This is a genomic window from Sphingomonas soli NBRC 100801 (assembly GCF_001591025.1).
Classification (GTDB): Bacteria; Pseudomonadota; Alphaproteobacteria; order Sphingomonadales; family Sphingomonadaceae; genus Sphingomonas; species Sphingomonas soli.
Genome location: NZ_BCTZ01000001.1, coordinates 1 through 26,616, shown reverse-complemented (window position 1 = coordinate 26,616; position 26,616 = coordinate 1). Strand labels below are relative to the sequence as shown.

The window sequence follows — 26,616 nt, the reverse complement described above, 5'->3', positions numbered from 1 at the left end:
CATGCGCGTCGTCTCCGGCATCCAGACCACCGGCAATCTGCACCTCGGCAATTATCTGGGCGCGATCCGGCAATGGGTGGCGATGCAGGGAGCCCTTGATGAAAATGGGGGCGAATGCCTGTTCTTCCTCGCCGATCTCCACGCGCTGACCAGCGGCATCGCGCCGTCCGACCTTGCCAATTCGACGATCGAAATGGCCGCAACCCTGCTCGCGGCGGGAATCGACGATCGCTCGATCCTGTTCAACCAGAGCCGCGTGCCCGCGCATTCGGAGCTTTGCTGGATCCTCCAGGGCACGGCACGGATGGGCTGGCTGAACCGCATGACCCAATGGAAGGACAAGGCGGGTAAGAACCGCGAGGGCGCCAGCGTCGGCCTGTTCACCTATCCCGTGCTCCAGGCCGCGGACATCCTCGTCTATCAGGCGACCCATGTGCCCGTGGGCGAGGACCAGAAGCAGCATCTCGAGCTGGCGCGGGACGTCGCGACCAAGTTCAACACCGATTTCGGCGTGGAGCTGTTCCCCCTGCCCGAGCCGCTGATTTCCAAGGCTGCGCCGCGCATCATGAGCCTGCGCGACGGCACGGCAAAGATGTCCAAGTCCGATCCTTCGGACATGAGCCGGATCAACCTGATCGATAGCGACGATCTGATCGCGCAGAAGATCAAGAAGTCGAAATCCGACGCCGACCTGCTGCCCGATTCGTTCGATGCGCTGGCTGAGCGGCCCGAGGCGAAAAACCTGGTGACAATCTACGCCGCGCTTTCCGATCGCACGCCGCAATCGGTGGTCGAGGAATTTTCCGGCAAGGGATTCGGCGCGTTCAAGCCGGCGCTGGCCGATCTGGCCGTGTCGGTGCTTGCGCCGATGCGCGACCGTCTGGTGCGGCTGCTCGACGATCGAACGGCGGTTGGCGCGGAACTGGCCCGGGGCGCGGCGCGGGCCGGTGCGCTCGCTGCGCCGACCCTGCTGGCGGCCCAGAAGGCGGTCGGGCTGCAGGTCTAAAGCGGGTTAACCCCTTCTCCCGGGAAACACGCAGGCGACTGCCGCGTTGTCCGGAGGGATGGGCCGCCACGTGTGCGCCCTCGACCGAAGGGTCCGGTGATGCGTCGTTCATGGCTTCTGCTCTTTCCCTCGCTTCTCGCGATCGCCGCATGCAGCGGCGGCGGCTCCGATGGCTCGGGCGGAACGGTGGTCACGCCGACGCCGACCCCGGCCCCCGATCCCGGACCAAGCCCGGCGCCGACGCCCGCGCCCGGCCCGACCCCCACGCCGAGCACCGAGCCGCCAACCGGCTCCGACTTCTTCTCGTCAGTCGCCCAACTCTACACCGTGCAACCAGATATCGCGGCGTGCCAACCGGGCCAGCTCAAGCCCGAGGTGGGCGCGCGCGTGCTCGCCCTGGTCAACGATATCCGCGCCCGCCACGCGCTTCCCCCGGTCACCTATGCGAGCGGCGAGGAAGCAGCGGTGATGCAATCGTCGCTGATGATGGCGGCCAACGGCGCGCTGAACCACAATCCGCCGACGAGCTGGAACTGCTACAACACTGCTGGCGCCACCGCTGCCGGACAAAGCAACATCTATCTCGGCATGGGGGGCGGGCTGCGCTATTCGCAGGATGCCGACATCGTCATCGGATGGATCACCGACGTCAACAATCTCGTGATCGACAGCGTCGGGCATCGCCGCTGGCTGCTCTATCCCTTCCTCAGCACGATTTCCTACGGACGGGTCGCGGGCCGCTATCAGACCAGCAACCGCGCCGATGGGGCGTCGATCAAGGTGATCAATTCGACGCAGAACACGGCGGGGCCCCTGCCCGATTTCGTCGCCTATCCCTATCAGGATTACCCGGCGAGCTACTTCAACACCTCTGCGTTGCTGTCCTTCGGGGTCATCGCCAACAAGACAAGCAATTTCGGCACCAACGCGACCGTAAATTTCTCGGGCGCGACGGTAGCGGTGCGCGTGCGCGGCGGCGCGGCGATGAGCGTTTCGAAGATAGCGTTCGACAATGAGGGCTTCGGCCTGCCCAACAATCTGCAATTCGCCGTGGCGGGGCTGACCGCGAACACGATCTATGATGTCACGATCGGCAACGTCATCGTTTCCGGCACGGCGCGAAACTATAATTATTACTTCCGGATCGTGCCCTAGAAAAAATCAGGGTGGAGGCGTGACAATTCGCGTTGCCCCGCTCTCATCTCCTCCACCCTGACCCTCCCGATGGGAGGGAGCCCTATCCTTCCAGCGTGCGCATCAGTGTGCGCACAGCGCCGTCTATCTCGCTATCCTTGCCGCGCAGATCCTCGATCCGCTTGACCGCGTGGATGACCGTCGAGTGATCGCGATTGCCGAACTTGCGGCCGATCTCGGGCAGCGAGCGCGTAGTGAGGCGCTTGGCGAGATACATGGCGATCTGGCGCGGGCGGGCGATGGCGACCGCGCGGCGCTCCGAGATCAGATCGATCTGCTTGACCTCGAAATGCGCCGAAACCGCGCGCTGGATCTCGTCGATCGTGATGCGGCGCTGCGCGGTGCGGAGCACTTCGCCCAGCGTTACGGTAGCGAAATCGATCGTGATCGTCTGATCGGAAAGCTGGGCATAAGCGACGAGGCGATTGAGCGCGCCTTCCAGCTCGCGGACGTTCGACGTGATCCGCGCGGCGAGCAGGTCCATCACCTCGTGCGGCATGTCGACCGCGGGCATGTCCTTGAGCTTCTGCGCGACGATTGCGCGGCGCAGCTCCAGTTCCGCTGGCTTGATGTCGGCGACGAGACCCGAGCCGAGACGACCGGCGAGGCGCGTTTCGAAACCTTCCAGCGCCTGGGGTGCGCGATCGGCGGCGATCACCAACCGTTTGCCCGAGCCCATGAACTCGTTGACGGTGTGGAAGAATTCCTCCTGCGTCGCGTCCTTGCCGCCGATGAACTGAAGATCGTCGATCATCAGCAGGTCGACCGAGCGCAGCCGTGCCTTGAACGCATGCGTGTCCTTCGCGCGGAGCGCCTGGACGAATTCGAACATGAAGCGTTCGGCGGTCACATAGATCGCCGTGGCGTCGGGATTTGCCTCCAGGAAGGCGTGGCCGATCGCGTGCATCAGGTGGGTCTTGCCCTGCCCGGTGCCGGCATGAAGATAGAGCGGGCTGAACTGCGGCACGCCCGGCTGGGCCACCGCCTTGGCGGCGTTGAACGCGACGCGATTGGTCGCGTCGGTCACGAAGCGCTGGAAGGTGAATCGCGAATCGAATTGCGGGCGCTCGGTCGGTGCTGCAGCGGCCGCGGCGGGCGCTTCAGCGGCGACTGGCTTCAGGACGCGCTTGGGCTCCTCGGCCAGCGTCTCGAGCGTGACGCTGGTGCAATCGGGCAGCACGGCGCGGAATTCGAGTAGCAGGCGCTCCGAATAGTGATTCTTCACCCACTGGGTCATGAACGTCGATGGCAGGCCGAGGCGAACCGATTCGGCGCTGCTGCCATCCACCAGCACCACTGGCTTCAGCCACTGGTCGAAAAGACGCTGGCCCGCCGAACGTCGGAGATTACCCCGCACGTGCGCCCAGGCCTTGGCAACTGCTTCCATTCCGTCACGCTCCAAGGTCTGCACCTGAGTCAAAGACGCACCTCTCCTCCGTGGAAAACCGCGCTTCCCACGTCTGAACACAATCCCGACAAAAGACTCACTGCAGCCGGATTAGCCCCCGGGCCGCACTCTGAGTGGCACTAAATCCGGGCGCTGAACCCGCCCGGACGGCCTTTCTAGGAAGATGCCAGCGAGTCGAGCAAGGGGCGGGATGTAAAGAATCTGAAATAGTTTTGTTGACTCCGCGTAACTGCCTGAAAACCTAGGGGTAGTGGTTTCTACCCGTGATTTTTCAATCACTTACATGGTTAACCAAGCCCTACCGCGCGCGACTCGCGGATTTGCGTCGCTCGCGCCCCTGTTAAGCGTGCCGACACCCCCAAGGACCTCTCGCACACGCGAAAAACCCCGCCGGAGCGGGTCCGGCGGGGCATATATTCCGAAAAGCTGAGCTTAGCCGAGTGCTTCGACGCGCTTATTGAGACGCGAGAACTTGCGGCTGGCGGTGTTCTTGTGGAGCACGCCCTTCGCAACGCCACGCGCCAGCTCGGGCTGGGCTGCTGCGAGCGCGGCCGATGCCGCTGCCTTGTCGCCCGAATCGAGCGCCGATTCGACCTTCTTCACGAAAGTCCGGATGCGGCTGACGCGCGCACCATTGATTTCCGCGCGGCGGTCGTTCCGCCGGATACGCTTCTTCGCTTGCGGCGTATTCGCCATGCCGTATCGTTCCTAGCTCAAAGATAGAGGGCGCGGGAGACTGAGCCCACGCCCGGGAAAGCGCGGCCCTTAACGTCTGAGGCGATTCGGGTCAACTGCTGCGTGGCTCAACGCTGGCATTTCGGACACCAAAAGGTCGAACGGCCCGAATCGACCCGGCGCTCGACAAGCCCCCCGCACCTGCACGGCTCGCCCTCGCGGCCATATACCCGCCACTCCTTGGCGAAATAGCCCAGTTCGCCATCGGGCCGGGCATAGTCGCGCAAGGTGGAGCCGCCCGCGCGAATCGCCGCCTCGAGCACCTCGCGAATCGCCGTCACCAGTCTCTCCAGCTGCGGCCGGGTGATCGTCCCCGCAGCGCGCGTGGGCGCGATGCCCGCGATGAAGAGCGCCTCGCACACATAGATATTGCCAAGGCCCGCCACGACGCGCTGATCAAGCAGGAGCGCCTTTACCGGCGCGATCCTGTCCTTGAACGCGGCGGCGAGGTGCTTCGCCGAGAAATCGGGGCCCAACGGCTCCGGGCCAAGCGCCTTGAACGCAGGCCATGCGGCCAGCGCGTCCGTCTGCACCAGATCGAGCGATCCGAAGCGGCGGGGATCGTTGAGCGCCAGGCGATGGTTCGCTGTCTCGATCACGAAATGATCGTGCTTGCCGATCTCCGCCGGGTCGATCCGCCAGCGTCCGGACATGCCGAGGTGGAAGATCAGCGTATCGCCGCGATTCGTCTCGATCAGCCCATATTTGGCGCGGCGACCCATCCCGGTGACGATCGCCCCGATCAGGCGTTGCCCCAGCCCTTCGGGAAACGGCCGCCGCAGATCGGCGCGGTGCAGCGTCACGCCCTCGATCCGCGCACCTTTCAACACCGGCTCCAGACCGCGCACGGTCGTTTCGACTTCGGGAAGTTCTGGCATGTCTACCCCCTAGCCCCGGTCCCCGGCCCCCGCTAGAGCGGCGGGCATGCCCGACACTGTCTCCTTCGGCTACGAAGACATCGCCCCGGAAGAAAAGACCGCCCGCGTCGGCCAGGTCTTTTCGAACGTCGCTTCCAAATATGACTTGATGAACGACGCCATGTCCGGCGGACTGCACCGGCTGTGGAAGGATCTGTTCGTCCGGCGCGTGAAGCCGCGCGATGGCGAGCATATCCTGGATATGGCAGGCGGCACCGGCGACATCGCCTTTCGCATGGCCAAATCGGGCGCGGCGATCACGGTGGCCGACATCAATCCCGAGATGCTCGCGGTCGGTGTAGAGCGCGCGTCCGAGCGCGGGATCGACGGTCTCGTCTGGTCCGAAGCCAATGCCGAGAGCCTGCAATGGCCCGACAAGTTTTTCGACGCCTATACGATCGCGTTCGGCATCCGGAACGTCACCGACATTCCCAAGGCGCTGCGGGAGGCGCACCGCGTGCTCAAGCGCGGCGGGCGTTTCTACGTGCTCGAATTCTCGACCACCCAGTGGCCGGGCTTCGCGCAGGTCTATGACGCCTATTCGCATCGTCTCGTCCCAAAGCTCGGCAAGCTGCTGGCCAATGACGAGGACAGCTATCGCTATCTGATCGAATCGATCCGCCGCTTCCCGCCGATGCCGGAATTCGAGAAGATGATCCGCGAAGCCGGCTTCACCCAGACCAAGGTCGAGCCGCTGCTCGGCGGGCTGGTGGCGATCCATAGCGGCTGGAAGATCTAGAGCCCCGTGACCGCCCCTGCCGTCCATCTCTGGCGTCTCCTCAAATGGGGACGCATCCTCGCGCGGCACGGTGCGCTGCGCGGGATCGAGCGCGATCCCAACACACCCAAACCGGTCCGCCGCGTCGCCCGGCTCGCCCGGTTCGGTGCCCGCGTGCCCGAAGTGCCGCGCTATGCCGACGCTTTCCAGGCGATCGGCCCGGCCGCGATCAAGCTCGGCCAGACGCTGGCGACGCGCCCCGATCTGGTCGGCGAGGAAGCCGCGCACGATCTGCTACGGCTGCAGGACCAGCTGCCGCCTTTGCCCTTCGCGGTGATCCGCCAGCGTATCGAGGCCAGCCATGGCCGCCCGCTCGAAGCGCTGTTTGCGAGCATCGAGGAAGCCCCGGTCGGCGCTGCCTCGATCGCGCAGGTCCACCGCGCCGTGACCACGGATGGCCGTATCGTCGCGGTGAAAGTCCTGCGCCCCGGCATCGAGATTGAATTCGCCCGCGCCATCGAGACCTATGAATGGGCTGCCGCCCAGGTCGAGGGCATGGGGGGCGAAGCCTCGCGGCTGCGCCCGCGCCTGGTCATCGAAACCTTCAAGCGCTGGACCGCGCGCGAACTGGATCTCCGCCGCGAAGCCGCCTCGGCCTCCGAACTGGCCGAGGGCATGCAGGCCGAGCCCAATTTCATGGTTCCGGCGATCGACTGGCCACGCACCACCGGCAAGGTGCTGACCCTCGAATGGGTCGACGGCATCAAGCTCTCCAAGCGCGACGACCTGCTCGCCGCCGGTCATGATATGCAGGCGCTGGCGGGCAACCTCGTCCACGCCTTCCTCCGCCAGGCGATCTCGGACGGGTTCTTCCATGCCGACATGCATCAGGGGAATTTGTTCGCGCTCCCCGACGGCCGCATCGCCGCGATCGACTTCGGAATCATGGGCCGGATCGACCGCCGTGCCCGGGTATGGCTGGCCGAGATTCTCTACGGCCTGATCACCGGAAATTATAAGCGCGTCGCCGAAATCCATTTCGAGGCCGGCTATGTGCCGCCGCACCATAATGTCGCCGAGTTCGCCACCGCCCTGCGCGCGGTCGGCGAGCCGATGCGCGGGTTGCCGGTGAAAGAGATGTCGATTGGCTCGATGCTCGACGGGCTGTTTTCGATCACCCGCGATTTCGACATGCAGACCCAGCCGCACCTCCTGCTGCTCCAGAAGACGATGGTGATGGTCGAGGGTGTCGCCCGCGGGCTCGATCCCGATATCAACCTGTGGGACGTCTCGGCGCCGTTCGTCCGCGAATGGATCCGCACCGAGCTGGGCCCAGAAGCCGCGATCGCCGACCGGCTGATCGAGGATGTCCGCACGCTCGCCCGCCTGCCCCAGCTGATCCGCAACATCGAGGCTCGCTACCCCACCGCCGGCGGCGCCCCGCCCGCGCCACCGCTCCGCGAGATCGAAGTGATCCGCGTCGGCGGCGGCTGGCGCTACATCGCCGTTGCCATTGCCTCGTCGGTGATCAGCGCCGGCATCGCGGTGTGGCTGCTGTCGTGAGCCCGTCGCGGTTCGCCGCGTTCGGCCGCACCCGCGCCCGGGTCGCGCTCGGCCTGCTTGCGTTGCTGCTGGCGCTGTGCCTGACGGCGCTGCTCAGCCCCGATCCGCAGGCGATGGGATCGACGGTGCGCAACGATGCCGGGCAAACCGATCTCGCGCTCTATGAAAAGATCGTCGCCGGGGTGCGCGGCGGCGAGAATTATTATGTCGCCGCCGCCGATGCCCTGCGCGCCGGCCAGTATCCGCTGCGACCCTTCCTGACGTTCCGCCTGCCCGGCCTGGCCACCGTCCTCGCGGCGATCCCGCAATGGTTGCCGGTGCGCTGGTTTCTTTATGCGCTGGTGCTGTGCGTGGCAGGGGCCTGGGCCAACCGGTTGCGCGGCGAGTTAACGAGACCTCTGCCGGCTGTCGCTGCGCTGATCCTGATGCTCGGCTCGCTGCTGGTATTCCTGCAATATGAGCTCGCGCCGTTCCATGAGATCTGGGCGGCGTTGCTGGTGGCGCTGTCGTTGGCACTGCGTAAACCGGGCCGCTGGATCGAAGCCGTCGCCATTGCGCTGGCGGCGATGCTGATCCGCGAAACCGCTGCGCTCTATGTAGTGATCATGGCAGTCTTCGCCTGGCGCGAAGGCGAGCGCCGCGAGGCGATCGGCTGGGGCGTGGCGCTGGTACTGTTCGCTGCGGCGCTAGGTGCGCATGCCTGGGCCGTCGCCGGCGTGACCGGGCCGCACGACCCGATGTCGCCCGGCTGGGCGGGGCTGCTCGGCTTCGGCTTCTTCATCAAGGCGGCGGTGCTGGCAACGGCGCTGCAGATGCTGCCGGTCTGGGCGGGGGCGCTGCTGGTCGGGCTGGCGCTGTTCGGCTGGCTCAGTTGGCGCGACCCGCTCGGCCTGCGCATGTTCGCGATACTCGCCGGATACGCTGCTGTCATCGCCCTCTTCGCCCGTCTCGACACCTTTTACTGGGCACTGATGATCGCGCCTGTCTTCCTGCTCGGCCTGCTGTTCGCACCCGCCGGCATCCGCGACCTGTGGCGCCAGGCGCTCGACAAACCGCGCATCACCGTGACAAGGGTGACGCGATGAGCGACGTAGCTTCACCCCGCAACGGCAGTTGGTCGGAAGCATGGATCGTGGGTGCGTTCGTGCCCTTTGCGATCGGGACAACGCTCTGCCTCGCGATCGACGCGTGGCGAGGACTACGCTCGCCGCAAGGCCTCGATTTTGCGGACTGGTCTCCGGGGATCCTGCCATTCGTGATGATGACCGCAAGCGTGGCGGCCTTTGTCGCGCTGCTCTTCATCCTCCTTGTCCGTCTCGCCGAGCGTAAAGGGCTAAGGCCCCTTCCCGTCTGGCTGCTGCTGGGATTCATTGCAGCCACCCCGACGCTTCTGCTGTTCGAGCTATTTCTGGCGGTGAATCCGTTTGAACCCGAGGAGCTCACGATCTGGAGCTACGTGGTTCCGGCGCTCTATCTCTACATCGCAAGCGCGATTGGCACGCTCGCCGCATGGCGCGTTCGTCGTGGAACCTGGAGCGCATGACCAAGCGAGTCCTCCTCATCGTCGGCGGTGGTATCGCGGCCTACAAGGCGTGCGAGTTGATCCGTCTGTGCCGCAAGGCCGGGATCGAGGTGAAATGCGTGCTGACCGCCGGCGGCCAGCATTTCGTGACGCCGATGACGCTGGCCGCGCTGTCCGAAAACCAGGTCTACACGACGCTGTGGGACCTCAAGGACGAGGCCGAGATGGGGCATATCCAGCTCAGCCGCGAAGCCGATCTGGTCGTCGTCGCCCCCGCCACCGCCGATCTGATGGCCAAGATGGCGGCGGGCATTGCCGACGATCTCGCCACCACCTTGTTGCTTGCCACCGACAAGCCGGTGCTCGCCGCCCCGGCGATGAACGTGCGCATGTGGCAGCACGCCGCCACCCGCCGCAACGTCGCCACCTTGCGCAGCGACGGGGTCACGGTGCTCGAGCCCGATGAAGGCCCTATGGCCTGCGGCGAGTATGGCCCGGGCCGCCTGCCCGAGCCCGAAGCGATCCTGGCTGCGATCCAATCCCAATTCTCCGGTCAGCCTGAGCTTGTCGAAAGCCCTTCGACAGGCTCAGGGCAAGCGGGAGAGCGATTGCGCGGAAAGCACATTCTTGTCACCGCCGGGCCGACCCACGAACCGATCGACCCGGTCCGCTACATCGCCAACCGCTCCTCGGGCCGACAGGGTTATGCCATTGCCGGAGCCCTTGCCGCACTCGGCGCCAAGGTCACGCTGGTCAGTGGCCCGGTGGCGCTTCCCACCCCGCCCGGGGTGGCCCGCGTCGATATCGAGACCGCGCAGGAAATGGCCAATGCCGTCGCGCAGGCGCTGCCTGCCGATGCCGCGGTGATGGTTGCCGCGGTCGGCGACTGGCGTGCCGAGGCGGCGGATCAGAAGATCAAAAAGGAAGGCGCCGCCCCGCCCCGCCTCGATCTCTCCGAAAACCCCGACATCCTCGCGATGCTCGCCAAAAGCCCGCATCGCCCCGGCCTCGTCATCGGCTTTGCAGCGGAAACCGAGCGCGTCATCGAGCACGCCACCGCGAAACGCGAACGCAAGGGCGCGGACTGGATTGTCGCCAACGATGTTTCCGGGGATGTGATGGGCGGTGAGGCCAATACCGTCCATCTCGTCACATCCGGCGGCGTCGAAAGCTGGGAAAAGCTGCCCAAAGACGAAGTCGGGCGGCGGCTGGCGGAACGGATCGCCGATGCGCTTTAGCTTCGCGCTTGCGGCGCTGCTGCTGGCCGGCTGCGCGCAAACCGCCGTCAGCCCCGCACCGGTCGCGCCAGCAAGCGACCTCCACACCGATTATTTCGGCGCACGCAACGCCCGCACGCTGGTGATCGTCCTCCACGGCGATGACGGTCCCCGCATCCGCGACGACGAACGCATGTTCGCCCAATCCGTCACCGCGGCGATCCCCAACAGCGCCGCCGCCACGGTCCTCCGCCCCGGCTATGACGATGCCCGCGGCAACCGTTCGCCCGGCGATCGCGGGGCCGGCTTTGGTGGCGATTACGGCCAGGTCCAGATCGACAAGGTCGCCGCCGCCATTGCCGTCGCGCGCAGCCGCTATCGCAATGCCCGCCTGATCCTGGTCGGCGATGGCGGCGGCGCCGCGCTCGCCGCCAATATCGCCGCAACCAAGCCGGGCCTGGTCGATGGACTGGTGCTGGCCGGCTGCCCCTGCGCGCTCGCCGATTGGCGCAAGCACATGGTCAAGACATATGGCGATCTCGGCTGGAGCAAGCCGGTGACGAGCTTCGATCCGCTGCAGACTGCCGGCGGCATAGATCCATCGCTACGCGCGGCGGTGCTGGTCGGCGCCGATGACGGCTATACCCCGGTTGCCCTGTCGCGTTCCTATGTCGAGGCGCTGGCGCTGCGCGGCGTCGCCACCGATTACCGGATCGTGCCCGCCACCGGGCACGGCCTGCTCAACAACGCCGAGCTGCTCGCCGCCACCCAACGGCTTGCCGCATCGCTCCCTCGGAAGAACTGACATGCTCGCGCCGATCCGCATCCTCCTCCAGCGCTTGCCGCACGGCGAAGACCTGCCCTTGCCCGCTTATGCCACCGACGGCGCCGCCGGGATGGACGTGGTCGCCGCCGAGGATTGGGTGCTGGCGCCCGGCCAGCGCCACGCCGTCGCCACCGGCTTCGCGATGGCGATTCCAGAGGGATTCGAGGTCCAGGTCCGGCCGCGCTCGGGCCTTGCCCTCAAGCACGGCGTCACCTGTCTCAACACCCCCGGCACCATCGACAGCGATTATCGCGGCGAGGTGAAAGTGATCTTGGCCAATCTTGGTGACACGCCCTTCACGATTGCGCGCGGAGACAGGATTGCGCAACTCGTGCCCGCGCCGGTCCAGCGTGCGGGGCTTGAGGAAGTCGGGTCGCTCGACGAAACAGCGCGGGGTAGCGGGGGCTTCGGTTCCACAGGAGTATGATCGCGATACTGGCACTTGCCGCGGGGCTACAGGCCACCGCGATCAACTGGGACGCGCTGGCGCCGCTGCCATATCGTGCGCCGCCCTTGGTCACACCGGAGATGCAAGCGCTCGTCGCCCGTGAGGCGCGCGCCAATAAATGCCCGGGCGCCGGCGGCGAAATCCGCGTCGATGTCGCAGTGCTGGTCGATGAGGCAGGCGGCATCCGCACCACCGTGCCCCGCGCGATCAAATGCGCGCCGGTCGAGCAATATGCCGCGGCGCTGGTCGCCGGCTTTGCGCGCGGCAATCTCCTGCCGCGGATGGCGGCGGGCGAACAATGGTATCGCACCAGCCTCACCTTCCCGCTTCCCAAATGATTTCGGCGACATGAGCCTCAGCGACGCGGAGCTTGAGCGCTATGCCCGCCATATCGTGCTGCGCGAGATCGGCGGGGGCGGCCAGGCGCGATTGAAGGCGGCGAGCGTGCTGGTGGTCGGCGCTGGCGGGATCGGCTCGCCGGCGATCCAATATCTGGCTGCCGCGGGCGTCGGGCGCCTGACGATCGTCGACGACGATCGCGTCGATCTCTCCAACCTCCAGCGCCAGACCCTGTTCGCCACCGCCGATATTGGCCGTGCCAAGGCTGCAATCGCCGTCGAGCGCGTCGAAGCCCTCAATCCGCACGTCCATGTCGTCGGCATCGAACAGCGGATCGACCGTAATAACATCCACAACCTGCTCGAAGCGCATGACGTCGTCCTCGACGGCTGCGACAATTTCGCCACCCGGCTGGCGGTGGCCGACGCCGCGCTCGATCTCCGTATCCCGCTGGTCAGCGCCGCGGTCGCCCAGTTCGAAGGCCAGCTCGCGGTGTATCGCGGCTGGGAGGCGGACAAGCCCTGCTATCGCTGCTTTGTCGGCAACGATCCCGAGCGCGAAGGCATCAGCTGCGCCGAACAGGGCGTACTCGGGGCCTTGACCGGTATGATGGGCAGCCTCGCCGCACTTGAGGCGATCCGCGCGGTGGCGCCATTTGGCGAGGATACCGCAGGCAAATTGCTGCTGGTCGATGCCCTGACCCTGCGCTTCCGCACGATCGCGCTTCCGAAAGATGCCGGGGCGTGTATGGCGTGCGGCGAATCAACGAAGAAGGCGGGTAGATGACGGGCAAGCGCGTTCTGGTGACCGGTTCGGCGGGGTTCATCGGTTTCCACATCAGCAGCCTGCTCCTCCAGCAGGGCGCAACCGTGCTCGGGGTCGATAATTTCTCCGACTATTATGACGTGGCGCTCAAGGAAGCGCGTAACGACATGCTCTCAAACCATGCCAATTTCTCGGTCGCCCGGGTCTCGATCGAGGATCCGCAAGCGTTCGGCGCGGCCTGGCGGGCGTTCAAGCCGGACATCGTCATCCATCTCGCCGCACAGGCGGGCGTGCGCTATTCGATCGACGCCCCGGCCAGCTATATCGCGGCCAACCTGGTCGGCACGTTTAACGTTCTCGAACTCGCCCGGCACACGCCACCCGAGCATCTGCTGATGGCTTCGACCAGTTCGGTCTATGGCGCCAACACGGAGATGCCGTTCGACGAGCTGCAGCGCACCGCATCGCCCATGAGCCTGTATGCGGCGACCAAGGGCGCTACCGAGCTGATGGCGCACAGCTACGCCCATCTCTTCAAGACGCCGATCACGATGTTCCGCTTCTTCACGGTCTATGGCCCGTGGGGCCGGCCGGACATGGCGCTGTTCAAGTTCACCAAGGCGATCCTCGCCGGCGAACCCATCGACGTTTACAACAATGGCGAGATGGCCCGCGACTTCACCTATGTCGAGGATCTGGTCGAGGCGATCGCGCGGCTTACCGCGGCGGTACCCGGCGCTACGCCGGTCGAGAATGACAGCCTGTCACCGGTGGCCCCGTTCCGGATCGTCAATATCGGCGGCGGCAACCTCACGCCGCTGATGGACTATATCGGCGCCGCCGAGCGCGCGCTGGGCAAGACCGCGATCAAGAATTTCATGCCGATGCAGCAGGGCGACGTCCATGCGACCGAGGCGTCGCCGGCGTTGCTGAAGCAGCTGACCGGCTATGTGCCCTCAACTACGCCTGATGAAGGCGTGGCGCGGTTCGTCGACTGGTACCGGGCGCATTATTCCAGCTAGAGTTCGAGCGGGGTCATTCCCCAGCCGTCAAAGACATAGGCCTTTGGCTCAGTGACTTCGAGCACGACGCCGTTATCGTGCTCCATGGCGGCCGTCTCATCGGCCGCATCCCTTTCCAACGTCTCGTCCACTCGTCGATCCCCCTTCGAGTCTTCAGTCACTTAACACAAAGCGGCGGCGGAATGAACCGCCGCGCGCCATGACGAAAAAGGGCCGGGGCGAACCGCTCCTTGCGAGAGCGGCCGCCCCGGCCCGATTTCGTGACTTCCGGTTTAGAAGCGGAAGCCGATCGAACCGCGGATGCTGCGGACCTCGACATCGTCGCGGCCCACCGTGGTCTCACCGGCGATCGAGACATTCACCGAGCCGGTGTTGATCGTCAGGCCGCCCGAGATTTCGCCCCAGTCGGTGTCCGGCTTGGCAAGGTTGAACAGCGTGCCGGTGCCGTTGACGCCAACGAAGTTCGCCGAGAAGGCCGTCGGGGTCTTGCCGAAGTCATAGACATAGGTGCCGGTGACGAACGGCTTCACCTTGCTGCCGTTGCCGGCCAGGGTCACGCCGCCGCGCAGCTGCGAGCTGCTCACCGGCTGGCGGTTGTAGCGCATGGCCACCGGACCACCGGTTTCGATCGTGCGCGAGAAGTCGATATAGGTCGAGCGCACTGCGGCGCGCGGCGTAATCGCAATCCCGCCCGTCCCAAGCTTGTAGCCGATGCCGGCTTCGCTCGAGAAGGCCAGCGCCGTATCCTTGGCGCTGAGCGTGTAGTTGGTGCCGACGAAGTTCACGACACGGCGAGTATCCGTGTCGAGTGCACCGGCGCTGATCTGGGCATCGAGGACCAGGCCCTTCGACGACTCATACTTGCTGTAGAGCGAGCCCTGGATCAACGTCGCCTTGGCCGAGTGCCCGGCAACCGCGCCGGCGCTGTCCATGTCGCTGTACGACAGGGCGAAGCCGATGGCGCCATTGTCGCCGATCAGCGTCTCGAGACCGCCGGCGACATACCAGCCATCGAACTTGTCACGCGCGGTGGCGATCAGCGCGGGCATCGCCCGGCTGTTGCCCTCGACGTAACCGCCGGCGATGAACGCGCTCATATTCTCCGGCAGCGCGCCTTCCTGCACCGTGGTCTGCTCGTCGCCGCCACCGATCAGGACCGGGGCTGCGAGGTTCGACATGCTGTTGATGCTGGTCGAAGCAACGCGGAGCGGCTGGCCGATATGGGCCACCGTGCCGCCGGCGCTCGACAGGTCGAGCGTCTCGACGCGATCGCGGATCAGCGATGCCGACGAGTCGACCATCGCCGTGCCGAGGCCGCGAACGGTGGTCTCGGTGGTCGGCGCCAGACCTTCCAGCGTAGTGCGGATCGCAGCCGCGCTGGCGAGATCGAGCGGGCCGTAGATGCCGTCGAGCGTCGCTGCGTTCGGACGGTTGAGGTCGAGCAGCTTGCCGAACGCGACCTGGGTCGGCGACGTCGTGTCGATCACCGAGGCATAGGTGCCGGCGGTGATGGCGAGGCGAACGGCGTTGGCGGTGTAGGTCACCGTCGGACGCAGGATGCCGCTGACAGCGGTCGGCGTGACGAAGGTGCCGGTGATGCCGCCTTCCGCCGTCAGGATCGTGTAGCTCTGCCCGGCGCGCAGCGCGTTGGTGTAGGTGATCGCCAGGTTACCGCCCAGGCTGGCCTGGCCGTTCGTCGGCGTGGTGCCGTTGAAGGTCGTCGCCCGCACGGCGATCACGTCCGATGCCGTGCTCGACAGATCGACGAAGTAGGTCGAGCCCGAGGACAGGATCAGGTTGCCGCCGATGGTCAGCGTGCCGGTCGTGCCCATCGTGCCCGGCGCGAACTGGCCGAGGACACTGGTCACGAACGGTGCGTTGATGCGGCCCGAGCCGCTGATCAGACCGCCGAAGAACGAATAGTCGCCGACCGAATTGACCGTGCCGTTCACGTCGAGCGTGCCGGCGAAGTGATTGATGTTGATCAGCGAGTTAAGCGTGCCGGCGCTGGTGACGGCCAGCGTCGCGCCATTGCCGCCAAAGGTCAGGCGATCAATGGTGGTGGCGGTGTTGAGCGTCGTCGTGCCGTTGGCGATCAGCGACACGTCGAAGTAACGGCCCGCGGCACCGGTGGTGCGGACCGGATCGACGTTGATCGGCACGAAGTTGGTCGCGCCGGGCAGGCCATTGGCAAGCGTTGCAGGCGGCAGCGCCTGGGTGGTGATGCCACCGGCCTGCGATTCGAGGACCGCTTCGCTGCCATCGACCCGCGCAAGCGCCGGCTGGCTGGCGGCCGAGGCGATATCGCCGCTGGCCGGCTGGCTTTCGGCAGTGCCGATCGGCCGGGCTTCAACCACTTCGTTGCCAGTACGGGTGTCGAGGCAGTCGCTGGTGCCGCCCGACTGGAAGCAGATCTGGCCGAAATCGCCCGACGTGCCGTTCTTCTGCTCGCCCGGATTGGTCGGGATGCCGTTCACCGGCGTGGCGTTCACGCCCATCACATAATAGGCGGGATCCAGCGTCGTGATCCAGTGCGTCGCATCGGTCCAGTTGGCGTTGCCCGCCACCGACGACACATAGTGATAGGGGTTATTCGCCGCGATATAATCCCAGTAGAGATAGAGCGGCTGGTAGAAGCTGACCGTACCATAGCCGTTGGCGGGCTGGCCGTTGAAGAAGCGGGTATAGCCGCCCGACAGCACGCCGATCACGAACTGCTGGGTGAAGTTCTGCAGGATCAGCGGGCCGCCCGAGTCACCCTGCGAGGTAATGCCTTCGAGCGAAGCGCCGCCATTGGCGCCGGGCCGGGCATTGTCACGGAAGGCGTTGAAGTCGAACGGGCTGGCCTGGGCAGTGCCACGGCGGGGATCGTCGAAATCGAGGAAGTACAGGTTCTGGGTCAGCCCGTTGGGCGCGCCGCCGAACAGGAAGCCCTCGAAGGTCTGCAGATCGGTCAGTGCGCCGAGGACGTTCTCGGCGGCGCGGCGGCGGAAATCGGTCGATGTCGAGGCGCCACCGGTGCCGGTGCCGTTATTGCCATAGCCGACGATGCCGACGTTGAAGCCGGTGCCGGCTGCGCCGATCGTCCCGGTGTTGGTCAGCGGCGAGAACAGCAGCGCCCAGGTCGGGACATTCGCTGCCGGCGTGTCGAGCGTCGCCAGCGCAACGTCGCCGTACAGGAAGCCATTGGCGGCCGGCTCGAGCGAGTACGGGTTATATTTGATCTGGTTGATGTTGTAGAATGCCTGGGCGATGTTGGTCTGGCCCTTGCCGGCGCCACCGGTTCCGCCGAGCAGCCAGCGCACCAGCTCGTCGGTCTGGCCTGCGGCGTTGGCGCGGGTGTTGGTCTCGAACCCGATGCCGATCATCTTGCCGCCCACGCCATAGTCGGTCGCTGCGGTATCGTTGACGCAGTGCGCCGCGAAGATGACCGTACGCGGATTGATCAGCGTGCCGGTGCACAAGCCGATAAAGCCGCCGCCCTCATCCGAAATCACCTGGCCGATGCCGGTGACGTTTACCGGGTCGCGTGCCGTGGTCGCGGTACCCGGATTGGCGATCAGGATTTCCGGATCGGGCTGGGCATTGATGTCGATATGCGCCTGCGGCTCGATCAGGACATGACTATAGTCGATCGTGCTGCCCTGCGATTCGAGCACGACCTGGCCGGCGTCGATGCGCGCGCCGCTGCCCTGCGACTCACGCTCCGCTTCGGAAGCGGAGATCTTGCCGGTGGTCTGTGCCGAAGCCGAGGCGGCAAAGCCCAGGCTGAGGGTGGCTGCCGAAGCCAACAGCGCGACGCGTGCCGCGCGCGAATTGCGAACGAGTTTCATAGAATGCCCCTTTTGTTGCGGATGGCTTCCGCTTTGTTTGTGGGGTCAAGCTATTGGGTCCGTCGGCCCCGTCAAGCATTTGTTGGGCGCAAATCGTTGTGTTTGGGCAACAACCGCGAAGAAGCCGTTCCTCTCGCCGCTAAAATGTTGCGCGCCAGCAGATCGCCGGCGGTTCGCGCACGCTATCACTTGCTGCAGATCAATGGAACAGGCGCCGTGACGGTCGGTTTTAGACTCCGTTCGCGGGCGCACGAGCCCGGCAGCTTCAGGAGAGTATCATGGCTGGCCTTTTGAGTTCGCTGTTTGGCGGGCAATCGCATGCTGACTCACCCTATTCCGGTCCCGATTCCAACAAGGCGACCGTTTCGGTCGAGGATGTCCAGAAGGGCGGCGAGGCTGAAACCCATGACGATGAGGGATTTCAGGGCGCGCAAAGCTTCGAGCCGAGCATCAATGACCCAAGCGATGGCGGCGCCGGCGACACGTCGCCCATCGGCCCGCCGACCGACGCCTATCTCGAATCGCAGTAAGGCGAGTCAGCAGCGGCCGGCGACGAATTCCCGCACTGCCGGGCCGATATCGTCGCGGGTAAGCGCGACAGCGATATTGGCCTGGATGAAGCCTGCCTTGTCGCCGCAATCGTAGCGCACACCGTCGAATGTCAGGCCATGGAACGGCTGGCTGCCGATCATCCGTGCCATCGCGTCGGTCAGCTGGATTTCGCCGCCGGCCCCTGCCTCCTGTCCTTCGAGCACCCGCATTACTTCGGGCTGGAGGATGTAGCGGCCGATTACCGCCAGGTTCGAAGGCGAGGTGCCGCGCTTGGGCTTTTCGACCAGCCCCTTGACCTCGGTCAGCGCGCCATCGCGTGCGCCGGGCGTGATGATGCCGTATTTGTCGGTGGCCTCCTCGGCGACTTCCATCGCGCAGATCATGTTGCCGCCGGTCTGGTTATAGGCCTTGACCATCTGCTTGAGGCAACCCGGTGCGCCCAGCATGAAATCGTCGGCAAGCAGCACCGCGAAAGGCTCGTCGCCAACGATGTCGCGCGCGCACCACACGGCGTGGCCCAGCCCCATCGGCTCCTGCTGGCGGACATAGGCGACCGCGCCGGGCTTGAGGCGGGTCGCGTCGAGAATCTCGAGCGACTTGCCGCGCGCCGCCATCGTCGTCTCAAGCTCGTATGCGATGTCGAAATGGTCCTCGATCGCCGATTTGCCGCGCCCGGTGACGAAGATCATCTGTTCGATCCCTGCCTCCAGCGCCTCGTCGACCGCATATTGGATCAGCGGGCGATCGACGACCGGCAGCATCTCCTTGGGCAACGCCTTGGTGGCGGGCAGGAAGCGCGTGCCTAGACCCCCGACGGGGAAAACGGCCTTGCGGAGCGGCTTGATCGGCATAACGTCCTTCTTGAAAGCGAGGAGCGGCCCTTAAACCCCACCGCCGATCCGCGCAATCTGGACCTCAGAAGCCAAAGTTGAGCCGTACCGCTGCGCCCCTGTCTACCGGCATGCTGGCGAAATTGCCGGGCTGGCGGCGCAGGAACAGATTGCTGCTGATATCCCCGCCCAGGAACGGCGCGCTATACGCCAGCTCGAAGTCGATCTCGCGCCCGGTCGGCGCCAGATTGAAGCGGGTCACGTTCCAGCGATCGACACTCTCGGTGTAATAATCCCAGCCGCCGGGCAGCCGGATATCGACCCCGCCACTCGCGACCCGCAGCGGCTGGGCGACGCGGACGCCGAAGCGGTCGCTGGTAAAGAACAGCCCGGCCTTGCCGAAATCGGCGGCGAAGCCATTGGTGCGGATCAGGCCCGCTCCCTCGACCCCGCCGCGGAGCTTGGCATGCGTCCAGCCATGGCGCACGGATCCGCCGAAGCTCCAGCCATCGCCAAGATCGTAGCGCGCAGCAGCGTCGAGAAAGACACTGTCGGCACGCGTCGCACCCAGCGCGCCGGAGAAGCGCGCGCCGAGCAACGTATCGGCCTCGCGCAGATGCGTGATAGTGAAGCTTGTCTGCAGCCCCTCGAACGCATGATCGACGCCGAGCGTGGTGCGGAAATAGCCGAAGCGCTCGGCCTTATAGCGCAGCGCCTCGAACTGGGTATCGCGCCGGGTCAGCACGTCGCCGGCTTCCTCGCCGATGGTAAAGCCCCATGGCCCGATCTGGCGGCGCACCGCTGCCGATCCCTTCACATCGACGTCGAACCCCGAACTATGCGTTGGATCGCGCGAGACGAGGAAGGCCGGCTCGGCCGCCCCGGCCAGCCGCGCCGAAAGCGTGCCGGCGCTTTCCGATGCGCCGATCGCGAATTGCGAAGTGCCGCCCAGCCGCGCGATCACCGAACCGGCCAGCACCTTTGCCTGCCCCGCATCGCTGCTGCCGATCCCTAACCGCTCGATCCGCACCGCGTTCTGCGCCGTCGGCACGAGCGACACCGCGACCTTCATGTCGTTGACACCGACCGAGAAACTGCGCTGGCGCGACGCCATCAGCTGCGGCAATTGCCGCGCCGGGCCTTCGCGCCGGATCGTCCGCGCCAGATCGGTGGCAAAGGCGCGGTCGAAACCGTCAAGAACCACTACGCCCAGCGCGCCCTGCTGGGCATCGCCCATCGGCGCCGACAGCGCGGCGTTGAAATTCTCCGACGTCGGCGCGCGCGACCCCGCCAGCGAGGTCGTGCCGACCGGCTGGAACGCTCGCGTCAGATCGAGGATGCCGCGGCCATAGATCGGATCGGTCCCGGCCGCGCCGGCATCGCGCGCGGTGGTCAGCAGCAATTGCACGATCTGCGCGCCGGTAAGGTTGGGAAACGCCTGGGCCAGCAGCGCTACAGCCCCGGCGATCTGCGGCGCCGAAAAGGAGGTGCCGGACCAGAAGAACGCGGTGTCGCTCTGGTTTGGCGCGCGCACCCGTTCGCCGACCGCGGCCAGATAGACTTGCTGGCTCGCGCCGGCCCGGTTCGAGAAGCTAGAAATCGTGTCGTTCTCGCCGACCGATCCGGCGATGATGATCAGTCCGCGCGAAACCGCGGGGTCGGTCGCCGGTGACGTGAACGGATCGGGGTTGGCGGCGTCCGGCCCGTCATTGCCCGCCGACACGACAATGACGATCCCCGCCGCCGTCGCGCGGTTGATCGCCGCGATCAGCGTCGAATTGGGCGCCGAGCCGCCAAGCGAGATGTTGACCACCCGCGCTCCGCCTTCGCGCGCCACGTCGAGCCCGCGCGCGATCGCATTGTCGCCGAACTTGCAGCCGCTATCTTCGTCGTCCGCAGTCTCGGTCGCGCAGCTGCCGGGATTGTCGGCGCGAACGACGATCAACTGTGCGTCGAAGGCAACGCCGTGCGTGCCCGCGCCATTGCGCCGTCCGGCGATGGTGAAGGCGACGGCGGTGCCGTGCCCGCCCTCATCGTCGATCGAGCTGTTGCCAGCGGTGCTCGCCGAAGCGCCGAGGATCCGGCAGGTGCCGGTGCCGATCCCGCCAGAACAATCGCCGAATTCAGCGCTCTGCAAGTCGATGCCCGAATCGATGATCCCGACCTTGACCCCCGAACCGGTGCCGCCGCGATTATAGGCGACCAGCGCGTTCATCGAAACCGCACCGACCGTCGAGCGATACTCCGTGGTGTCATAGGCGGGAGTCGGTGTCGGGGTAGGCGTGGGCGTCGGTACCGGCGTTGGCGTCGGCACCGGTGTGGGTGTCGGCGTCGGGCTGGGAGCGGGCGCCGGCGGCGTGTTGACGCCCCCACCGCCTCCGCTGCCGCTGCTGCATGCGGCGGCGAGCAGAAGCGCAGCCAACGAAGTGGATCGGCTCAGCCTGGCGCGGGATTGCCGGTTCATTTCACCCCCCAAAATCTACGGAAACCCGCAAAACTATTCTTCAGTCTTTATCGTAACTTAACTGGAACGGAGCAGCGCAAGCCGCCATCCCCTTTGCCCTACAAGATGCGCAGGCGGCGATTGTGTCAATCGGTCAATTTGCGTCCAATGCCGTCTTGGTCATCGGGTCTGCATAAGCCCGCCCAGTCGGCGCAGCGACTTTTTTGGTTCGATGATGAAACGATCCCGCATCGTCCGTTATCGAAACCGCAACCCCTGTTGAGCGAAGATGCCCGCAACTGGCACCCAACACGCTGACGCGGGGATTTTATGAGTATCGAATGGCCCGTCCATGGGCTCAAGCTGCAAGCACGCATCGAAAGCGGCGAGGCGTTGATCGGCGTTATCGGCATGGGCTATGTCGGACTGCCGCTTGCGGTCTCGTTCGGCGAGGCGAAATGCCCGGTCCTCGCATTCGACGTCGATGACGCCAAGATCGCAGCGCTCGAGCAGGGCCGCAGCTATATCAAGCACATAGATGGCGCCCGCATTGCCCCGCTGGCCGAATCCGGCAAGCTTGCCGCCACCGCCGATCTTGCGCGCCTCGGCGAGCCCGACGTGATCGTGATCTGCGTCCCCACCCCGCTCTCGCGCCACCTTGAGCCCGACCTGAAATATGTCGAGACGACCACGCAGGCGATCGCCAGGACGCTGCGCAAGGGCCAGCTCGTCATCCTCGAATCGACCACCTATCCCGGCACCACCCGCGAAGTGATGCAGCCGATCCTCGAGGCCAATGGCCTCATCGCCGGCCGCGATTTCTACCTCGCTTACTCGCCCGAGCGCGAGGATCCCGGCAATCCGACCTTCTCGACCACCAAGATCCCGAAAGTGGTCGGCGGCGACGATCCGATCTCGGCAACGCTGGCGCTGGCGCTTTACCGGCACATCGTGCCGCAGACGATTGCGGTCTCGTCCGCCGCCACCGCCGAAGCGGTCAAGATCACCGAGAATGTATTCCGCGCGGTCAACATTGCGCTGGTCAACGAACTGAAGCTGATCTTCACCGCGATGGATATCGACGTCTGGGAAGTGATCGACGCCGCCAAGTCCAAGCCCTTCGGCTTCATGCCCTTCTATCCCGGCCCGGGCCTGGGCGGCCATTGCATCCCGATCGACCCCTTCTACCTCACCTGGAAGGCGCGTGAGTTTGGCCAGCACACCAAGTTCATCGAGCTGGCCGGTCAGATCAACGCCGATATGCCGCAGCATGTCGTGCGGGTGATGGCCGACACGCTGGACGAACGCTTCGGCCGCGGCCTGCGCGGGGCGCGGGTGCTGGTGATGGGCGTCGCCTACAAGAAAAATGTCGAGGATATCCGCGAGAGCCCGTCGCTGCGCCTGATGGAGATGATCGAGGCGCGCGGCGCCACTGCCGATTTCTATGACCCGCATGTCGCGCAGATCGACGGCACCCGCGAACATCCGACGCTCAACTGGCGGCATGGCGTGGCTTGGGACGAGGCGGCCATTGCCGGCTATGACGCGGTGCTGATCGCCACCGACCACGACGCGGTCGATTATGCCGCGCTGGCCGGTGCGGCGAAGCTGATCGTCGACACCCGCAATGCTTGCGGCAGGGCTGGCATCGTTGCGGAGAACATCGTCCGCGCATGACGCAACCGGCCTCGCCCGCATTGCCTGACCATGCGAGGTCGGGCATGCGGGGGCATGGCCTCACGCACCCCCCCGATTCACGCCAGGCGAGCGGTTCTCGGCGTGCTCGCGACGGGCGGCGTTGCCGCTTTCGCGTACTCGGCGGGATTGGGAGCCGCGATCCAGCGCCGGATTTCCGTCAAGGAATTCGGCGCGACCGACAATCTGGCCGACGACAATACCGCAGCGATCCAGCGCGCGGTCGATTATCACAAATCCTTGCCCGCCGACGAAAAGCGCACCGTTTCGATCGTGCTGGATGGCGCCTATTCGGTCACCCAGATCATCGGCACCCAGGCCAATAACGGCCTGACCTTTACCGGCGGCACCCTGGTCCGCAGGCGAACACGCGGGCCGGGCGGCAATGCGCTGCTGACCTTCAAACAGGAAGCCGGTGCCGCCGCCTCTCTCGACGGCATCACCGTTGCCGACATCGTTTTTCAGGGCGAGGCGCAATATACGAGTTCCGACATCGAAGACGTTGCCGACTCTGCGACGAACCTGACCAACGGCCAATATTGCAACGGTGTCGAATTCTTCAGCGAACAGACCAACCCGGCACTGCGCGGCGTCAGGAACTGCCACGCGCTGGGCGTCAGCGGGAAGCGTCTAGGCAAATCGGTCGTTATCTTCGACGAGCCCGAAGCCTGCACCGTCAGCGGGGTTCGCGCCGAGCAATGCTGCGGCCACGCCGTCGCCGTGTCGGCGGTGTCGGACCACAGGCGCTGGCCGGCGGCGCGCAAGCTCTCGATCGACGTGGCCGATGTGAATGGCACTGACACCATGACGCTGCTCGATCTGTCGGCGATCTCAAATTACGATAACGCCGTACGAGGCCGCGCCGAGGCCAGGGTCCGAAATCTCCTGGGCAAGAAGATTCGCGGACGCAGCAAGGTCAGCGGCGTATGGGCGGTGGAGATCGACGGCGTAAACGTCGACAATACCGGCGTGCCGTTCCGTAAATGGGGGGCGATCAATTTGGTCGCCCGCGACTATGGCTCGATGAAGGTCTCCAACGTGACGGCCCGCAACATGTGGGCCGCAGTGCTCGGCAACGTTTATGCACAGCCCACGACCGTGACGCTCGCCAATATCACGGCGATTGATTGCAACGAGGGCGTGAACTCGATGGCGGAAACGGTGCTGGTGACCAACCTCGTTACCGACAACACCTACGTCCCGATCGCCGTCTCGAACGCGAACAAGACCGTCATTGTCGACGGGTTCAGCTTCAAGCGGATTTCGCGGCAGACCTACCGGTCGCGAACCGGCTGGCCGGAATATGGCATCCAGAGTTTGCCGACCAAGTCCTTCATCTTGCGGCACGGAACGATCGAGCGGCTCGGCAACGCTTCCCTCGCCTATCGGGACTTCTTCATCTACGCGCCGCCTTCGCAGCCGCGAAGCGAAGTACGGGTCGAGGATGTGCGCGTATCCGGATCGACGCCAAGGGCATTCCAGCACTTCATTCGCAACGACAGCCCGAACGTGACGATGACGTTCGAGAATTTCGAGGTCGCAGCAGGCATGTTCGATGGCGGCGCGATCACGAACCCCGGCAAGGGCATGCTTTCGATACGCAACCGGTCCGCCACGGTAAGGAAATGAGCGCCGGGCGGTCGGGACATCCCGGCCGCCCGGCCATCTGGCGTGATGCCTAGATGATGACGGTTCCGGTAAAGCTGTTGCCGGTCGGTGACGTCACGTTGAGCGTCTGCAGAATGTTATTGACCCCGACGGCGCCGGCATTGGCGGTGAGCAACATCGTGTGCGCCCAGGTGCCACGGACTTCGTTGCTGGCCGCGACCAGTGTCGGCGTAGAGCTGCCGCTGAGATAAATGCCAACCCGCGAAGAGGCAGCCAATGTGCTCGACACGGTATTGCGGCTCAACGACACCTTGTTGTTGCCGAGAACGATGCCGAGGAAGTCGCTGGCCGCATTGGGGCCGGCGACGATCGCGTTCGCGTCGATGGAAAAACCGGTTATCGTCGCGGTGGATGCCGGAAAATTTATGCCGCGCTTGGTCTGGTTGAACAGCTTGTTGCCGCGGCACGAAATGCTCCGGTACGAAGTTGCGTTGGGATCGAAGTTGATGCCGTAAATGCCGCCGCTGACCTTGTTGTTCTCGATCTCGATGTCTTCCTGATCGACGGTTCCATAAAGGTCGATGCCGTACTGGTTGGATGCCGGCCGGACGATGTTCTCGTTCACCTTCGTGCGAACCGAGCGCCATACGCTGAGCTTGCCTTCGACGGTGTTCCGCACGAACTCGGAATCGAAGAACGCCGAAAGCACGGAATCGCCAGCAAAGCTGTTGTCGAAGACTTTCAGATTCTTGGAGCCTGTCAGCATCGAGACCGCAAAGGCCACCTGCCCGGAAGCGACATTGGTAACCTGATTTCCGCCGATCGAATAGTTGAATTGCGTCAAACCGACGAGAACGATGCCGCCATAATAGGGCAAGGCAGGCTTTTTGGAGGGGTCCGACGCCACTCCGTCGATACGGTTTCTAGATACGATCAGGTTGAAGGTGCTGCCACCGCCTTCGATGCCGAAGCAGTACATGTTTCTAAAATCGTTATCGGTGATCGTAACATCGCTGTCGGTGTCGTTTACCGCGCCGACCCCCGAGATAAAGGTGTTGGCGATATTGCCGGTAATGATGATGCGGCTGTTGCCGTTGCTGAACGATACAAAGCCGTCGCCATGGCCGACTGCGATGTCGACATTGCCATTGGCCGCCGTATTCCCGCGAATGAGTCCTTCGACCACGCCGGAAAGATGGATTCCGTTGCCCCCGATCGTATCGAAGCGGTTCTCGATAATCGAAGGATTGTCGCCCTGAACCGAGACCGCCTCGCCGGGCGAATTCAGGAATACGCAGGCCTTGATGGTCTGGTTGGAGGTGGTGGAACCGGTCCAGACCTCGGCAGTCACCTCCCAGCGCGCAAATGCGAAATTGTCGCGGTTTCCATCGAAGGTGACGCCTTCCACCGAAGCGCCTTGTGCCAGCCGCAGCGATACGAAGGTGAGGAAGCAAGTGCTGCCGATGCTTAAATTGCACCCGACCGGCATATCGAGCGTGATCGTGTCGCCGTCCTTGTCGATGATCTCGCGGATCTCGGATAGCGTCGAGTTAAGCACCAGGGCCGATCGCGCCACGCCCTGCTCGGCGAAGGCAACCTGCATGCCGATCTCGAAATCGCTGGCATCCGTGAGCGTGACCTCGACGCTGACGCCCGAAACGATCGCCGTCGTCGTCGTCGTGGTGAATTGATCGCAGCGCTTGAGCGTAGCGCCATATCCGACGATCTGCTGCCCCTCTAGCGTCTCGATGCCGCGATCGAGCGTGTAGGTCGTGCCGGGCTGCAATACGAGCACCCCCGCCGGGCCGGCAGCGGCAATAGCCTCTTTCAGCGTTGCGAACGTGCCGGCCGCGGTGGGTAGCGTCGCAAGGGCGAGAGCGACATCTGCGGCAGCCGCCTCGGCGCTGGTCGCACTCGTCGCGGCCGCTGTGGCACTGGTATCCGCCAGGGTCGCGTTCGCGTCGGCAGCGGTTGC

Annotated in this window: 23 protein-coding genes; 15 read left to right on the top strand and 8 right to left on the bottom strand. The window is 65.1% G+C overall.

The annotated features are described in order from the left end of the window. The first annotated feature begins 1 nt into the window (after position 1). Both trpS and SSO01S_RS00105 read left to right on the top strand, forming a co-directional pair. Positions 2-1,006: a tryptophan--tRNA ligase gene (gene trpS, locus SSO01S_RS00110; protein WP_066793374.1), complete on the top strand. Its 1,005-nt coding sequence runs from the start codon at positions 2-4 to the stop codon at positions 1,004-1,006. 99 nt (positions 1,007-1,105) lie between these two features. Further along, positions 1,106-2,161: a CAP domain-containing protein gene (locus SSO01S_RS00105; protein ID WP_066793372.1), complete on the top strand. Its 1,056-nt coding sequence runs from the start codon at positions 1,106-1,108 to the stop codon at positions 2,159-2,161. A gap of 82 nt (positions 2,162-2,243) precedes the next feature. On the opposite strand, the gene dnaA is transcribed toward SSO01S_RS00105, so the two are convergent. The 3 genes from dnaA to mutM all read right to left on the bottom strand — a co-directional run bounded on the left by dnaA (position 2,244) and on the right by mutM (position 5,221). Further along, positions 2,244-3,587 carry a chromosomal replication initiator protein DnaA gene (gene dnaA / locus SSO01S_RS00100; protein ID WP_066793370.1) on the bottom strand — a complete coding sequence of 448 codons (1,344 nt, stop codon included), beginning with the start codon at positions 3,585-3,587 and terminating at the stop codon, positions 2,244-2,246. A gap of 453 nt (positions 3,588-4,040) precedes the next feature. Continuing rightward, positions 4,041-4,304, bottom strand: a complete 264-nt coding sequence (gene rpsT / locus SSO01S_RS00095; RefSeq protein WP_066793368.1) for a 30S ribosomal protein S20 — start codon at positions 4,302-4,304, stop codon at positions 4,041-4,043. A gap of 107 nt (positions 4,305-4,411) precedes the next feature. Then, entirely contained in the window at positions 4,412-5,221 is an 810-nt protein-coding gene (mutM, locus tag SSO01S_RS00090) for a bifunctional DNA-formamidopyrimidine glycosylase/DNA-(apurinic or apyrimidinic site) lyase (RefSeq protein ID WP_066793366.1), read from the bottom strand. A gap of 46 nt (positions 5,222-5,267) precedes the next feature. Here mutM and SSO01S_RS00085 point away from each other — a divergent pair, with 46 nt between their 5' ends. From SSO01S_RS00085 to SSO01S_RS00040, 10 genes are read left to right on the top strand one after another with little or no spacing between them, the layout of a single operon-like run. Further along, positions 5,268-5,999 (top strand): class I SAM-dependent methyltransferase, encoded by a 732-nt coding sequence (locus SSO01S_RS00085; protein ID WP_066793363.1) that lies wholly within the window; start codon positions 5,268-5,270, stop codon positions 5,997-5,999. A gap of 6 nt (positions 6,000-6,005) precedes the next feature. Further along, positions 6,006-7,541: a 2-polyprenylphenol 6-hydroxylase gene (gene ubiB, locus SSO01S_RS00080; protein ID WP_066793361.1), complete on the top strand. Its 1,536-nt coding sequence runs from the start codon at positions 6,006-6,008 to the stop codon at positions 7,539-7,541. Then, a complete protein-coding gene (locus SSO01S_RS00075; protein WP_066793358.1) occupies positions 7,526-8,626 on the top strand; it encodes a hypothetical protein in 1,101 nt (366 codons plus the stop codon). Before ubiB ends, SSO01S_RS00075 begins: the two co-directional genes overlap by 16 nt. Further along, a complete protein-coding gene (locus SSO01S_RS00070) occupies positions 8,623-9,084 on the top strand; it encodes a hypothetical protein (protein WP_066793355.1) in 462 nt (153 codons plus the stop codon). The genes SSO01S_RS00075 and SSO01S_RS00070 overlap by 4 nt, the downstream gene beginning before the upstream one ends. Continuing rightward, a complete protein-coding gene (gene coaBC / locus SSO01S_RS00065) occupies positions 9,081-10,301 on the top strand; it encodes a bifunctional phosphopantothenoylcysteine decarboxylase/phosphopantothenate--cysteine ligase CoaBC (RefSeq protein ID WP_066793352.1) in 1,221 nt (406 codons plus the stop codon). Before SSO01S_RS00070 ends, coaBC begins: the two co-directional genes overlap by 4 nt. Next, positions 10,291-11,085: an alpha/beta hydrolase family protein gene (locus tag SSO01S_RS00060; RefSeq protein ID WP_245646528.1), complete on the top strand. Its 795-nt coding sequence runs from the start codon at positions 10,291-10,293 to the stop codon at positions 11,083-11,085. Before coaBC ends, SSO01S_RS00060 begins: the two co-directional genes overlap by 11 nt. Before the next feature lies 1 nt (position 11,086). After that, positions 11,087-11,533, top strand: a complete 447-nt coding sequence (gene dut / locus SSO01S_RS00055) for a dUTP diphosphatase (protein ID WP_066793349.1) — start codon at positions 11,087-11,089, stop codon at positions 11,531-11,533. After that, positions 11,530-11,892 carry a hypothetical protein gene (locus SSO01S_RS00050; RefSeq protein ID WP_066793347.1) on the top strand — a complete coding sequence of 121 codons (363 nt, stop codon included), beginning with the start codon at positions 11,530-11,532 and terminating at the stop codon, positions 11,890-11,892. Before dut ends, SSO01S_RS00050 begins: the two co-directional genes overlap by 4 nt. Positions 11,893-11,902: 10 nt before the next feature. Then, positions 11,903-12,679, top strand: a complete 777-nt coding sequence (locus SSO01S_RS00045) for a HesA/MoeB/ThiF family protein (protein WP_066793344.1) — start codon at positions 11,903-11,905, stop codon at positions 12,677-12,679. After that, positions 12,676-13,680 (top strand): NAD-dependent epimerase/dehydratase family protein, encoded by a 1,005-nt coding sequence (locus SSO01S_RS00040; RefSeq protein WP_066793341.1) that lies wholly within the window; start codon positions 12,676-12,678, stop codon positions 13,678-13,680. The genes SSO01S_RS00045 and SSO01S_RS00040 overlap by 4 nt, the downstream gene beginning before the upstream one ends. Here SSO01S_RS00040 and SSO01S_RS17955 read toward each other — a convergent pair. Continuing rightward, on the bottom strand, positions 13,677-13,811 hold the full coding sequence (locus tag SSO01S_RS17955; protein WP_281178652.1) for a hypothetical protein: 135 nt from the start codon (positions 13,809-13,811) through the stop codon (positions 13,677-13,679). The genes SSO01S_RS00040 and SSO01S_RS17955 overlap by 4 nt on opposite strands. 141 nt (positions 13,812-13,952) lie before the next feature. Next, complete coding sequence (locus tag SSO01S_RS00035) at positions 13,953-17,513, bottom strand: autotransporter outer membrane beta-barrel domain-containing protein (RefSeq protein ID WP_066793338.1); 3,561 nt, start codon at positions 17,511-17,513, stop codon at positions 13,953-13,955. 278 nt (positions 17,514-17,791) lie between these two features. Between SSO01S_RS00035 and SSO01S_RS00030 the strand changes: the two genes are divergently transcribed. Further along, positions 17,792-18,043, top strand: coding sequence for a hypothetical protein (locus SSO01S_RS00030; RefSeq protein ID WP_066793335.1), 252 nt, complete (start codon positions 17,792-17,794; stop codon positions 18,041-18,043). A gap of 6 nt (positions 18,044-18,049) precedes the next feature. Here the strand turns inward: SSO01S_RS00030 and galU are convergent, their stop codons facing one another. Further along, positions 18,050-18,916: a UTP--glucose-1-phosphate uridylyltransferase GalU gene (galU, locus tag SSO01S_RS00025; protein WP_066793332.1), complete on the bottom strand. Its 867-nt coding sequence runs from the start codon at positions 18,914-18,916 to the stop codon at positions 18,050-18,052. 64 nt (positions 18,917-18,980) lie between these two features. After that, a complete protein-coding gene (locus SSO01S_RS00020) occupies positions 18,981-21,359 on the bottom strand; it encodes a S8 family peptidase (protein WP_245646527.1) in 2,379 nt (792 codons plus the stop codon). A 309-nt stretch (positions 21,360-21,668) separates the two neighbouring features. Here SSO01S_RS00020 and SSO01S_RS00015 point away from each other — a divergent pair, with 309 nt between their 5' ends. Further along, positions 21,669-23,015 carry a nucleotide sugar dehydrogenase gene (locus SSO01S_RS00015; protein ID WP_066793319.1) on the top strand — a complete coding sequence of 449 codons (1,347 nt, stop codon included), beginning with the start codon at positions 21,669-21,671 and terminating at the stop codon, positions 23,013-23,015. A 54-nt stretch (positions 23,016-23,069) separates the two neighbouring features. Continuing rightward, positions 23,070-24,662, top strand: a complete 1,593-nt coding sequence (locus SSO01S_RS00010; protein WP_157073547.1) for a hypothetical protein — start codon at positions 23,070-23,072, stop codon at positions 24,660-24,662. Between the two features lie 49 nt (positions 24,663-24,711). On the opposite strand, the gene SSO01S_RS00005 is transcribed toward SSO01S_RS00010, so the two are convergent. Further along, positions 24,712-26,616 (bottom strand): right-handed parallel beta-helix repeat-containing protein (locus SSO01S_RS00005; protein WP_083942735.1); only part of this gene is annotated, 1,905 nt, incomplete at its 5' end.

Excerpts from the sequence above, each read along its gene's own strand:
- trpS (WP_066793374.1), top strand. The coding sequence starts at position 2 with ATGCGCGTCGTCTCCGGCATCCAGACCACCGGCAATCTGCACCTCGGC.
- SSO01S_RS00105 (WP_066793372.1), top strand. The coding sequence starts at position 1,106 with ATGCGTCGTTCATGGCTTCTGCTCTTTCCCTCGCTTCTCGCGATCGCC.
- dnaA (WP_066793370.1), bottom strand. The coding sequence starts at position 3,587 with ATGGAAGCAGTTGCCAAGGCCTGGGCGCACGTGCGGGGTAATCTCCGA.
- rpsT (WP_066793368.1), bottom strand. The coding sequence starts at position 4,304 with ATGGCGAATACGCCGCAAGCGAAGAAGCGTATCCGGCGGAACGACCGC.
- mutM (WP_066793366.1), bottom strand. The coding sequence starts at position 5,221 with ATGCCAGAACTTCCCGAAGTCGAAACGACCGTGCGCGGTCTGGAGCCG.
- SSO01S_RS00085 (WP_066793363.1), top strand. The coding sequence starts at position 5,268 with ATGCCCGACACTGTCTCCTTCGGCTACGAAGACATCGCCCCGGAAGAA.
- SSO01S_RS00070 (WP_066793355.1), top strand. The coding sequence starts at position 8,623 with ATGAGCGACGTAGCTTCACCCCGCAACGGCAGTTGGTCGGAAGCATGG.
- coaBC (WP_066793352.1), top strand. The coding sequence starts at position 9,081 with ATGACCAAGCGAGTCCTCCTCATCGTCGGCGGTGGTATCGCGGCCTAC.
- SSO01S_RS00060 (WP_245646528.1), top strand. The coding sequence starts at position 10,291 with ATGCGCTTTAGCTTCGCGCTTGCGGCGCTGCTGCTGGCCGGCTGCGCG.
- dut (WP_066793349.1), top strand. The coding sequence starts at position 11,087 with ATGCTCGCGCCGATCCGCATCCTCCTCCAGCGCTTGCCGCACGGCGAA.
- SSO01S_RS00050 (WP_066793347.1), top strand. The coding sequence starts at position 11,530 with ATGATCGCGATACTGGCACTTGCCGCGGGGCTACAGGCCACCGCGATC.
- SSO01S_RS00045 (WP_066793344.1), top strand. The coding sequence starts at position 11,903 with ATGAGCCTCAGCGACGCGGAGCTTGAGCGCTATGCCCGCCATATCGTG.
- SSO01S_RS00040 (WP_066793341.1), top strand. The coding sequence starts at position 12,676 with ATGACGGGCAAGCGCGTTCTGGTGACCGGTTCGGCGGGGTTCATCGGT.
- SSO01S_RS00035 (WP_066793338.1), bottom strand. The coding sequence starts at position 17,513 with ATGAAACTCGTTCGCAATTCGCGCGCGGCACGCGTCGCGCTGTTGGCT.
- SSO01S_RS00030 (WP_066793335.1), top strand. The coding sequence starts at position 17,792 with ATGGCTGGCCTTTTGAGTTCGCTGTTTGGCGGGCAATCGCATGCTGAC.
- galU (WP_066793332.1), bottom strand. The coding sequence starts at position 18,916 with ATGCCGATCAAGCCGCTCCGCAAGGCCGTTTTCCCCGTCGGGGGTCTA.
- SSO01S_RS00020 (WP_245646527.1), bottom strand. The coding sequence starts at position 21,359 with ATGAACCGGCAATCCCGCGCCAGGCTGAGCCGATCCACTTCGTTGGCT.
- SSO01S_RS00015 (WP_066793319.1), top strand. The coding sequence starts at position 21,669 with ATGAGTATCGAATGGCCCGTCCATGGGCTCAAGCTGCAAGCACGCATC.
- SSO01S_RS00010 (WP_157073547.1), top strand. The coding sequence starts at position 23,070 with ATGGCCTCACGCACCCCCCCGATTCACGCCAGGCGAGCGGTTCTCGGC.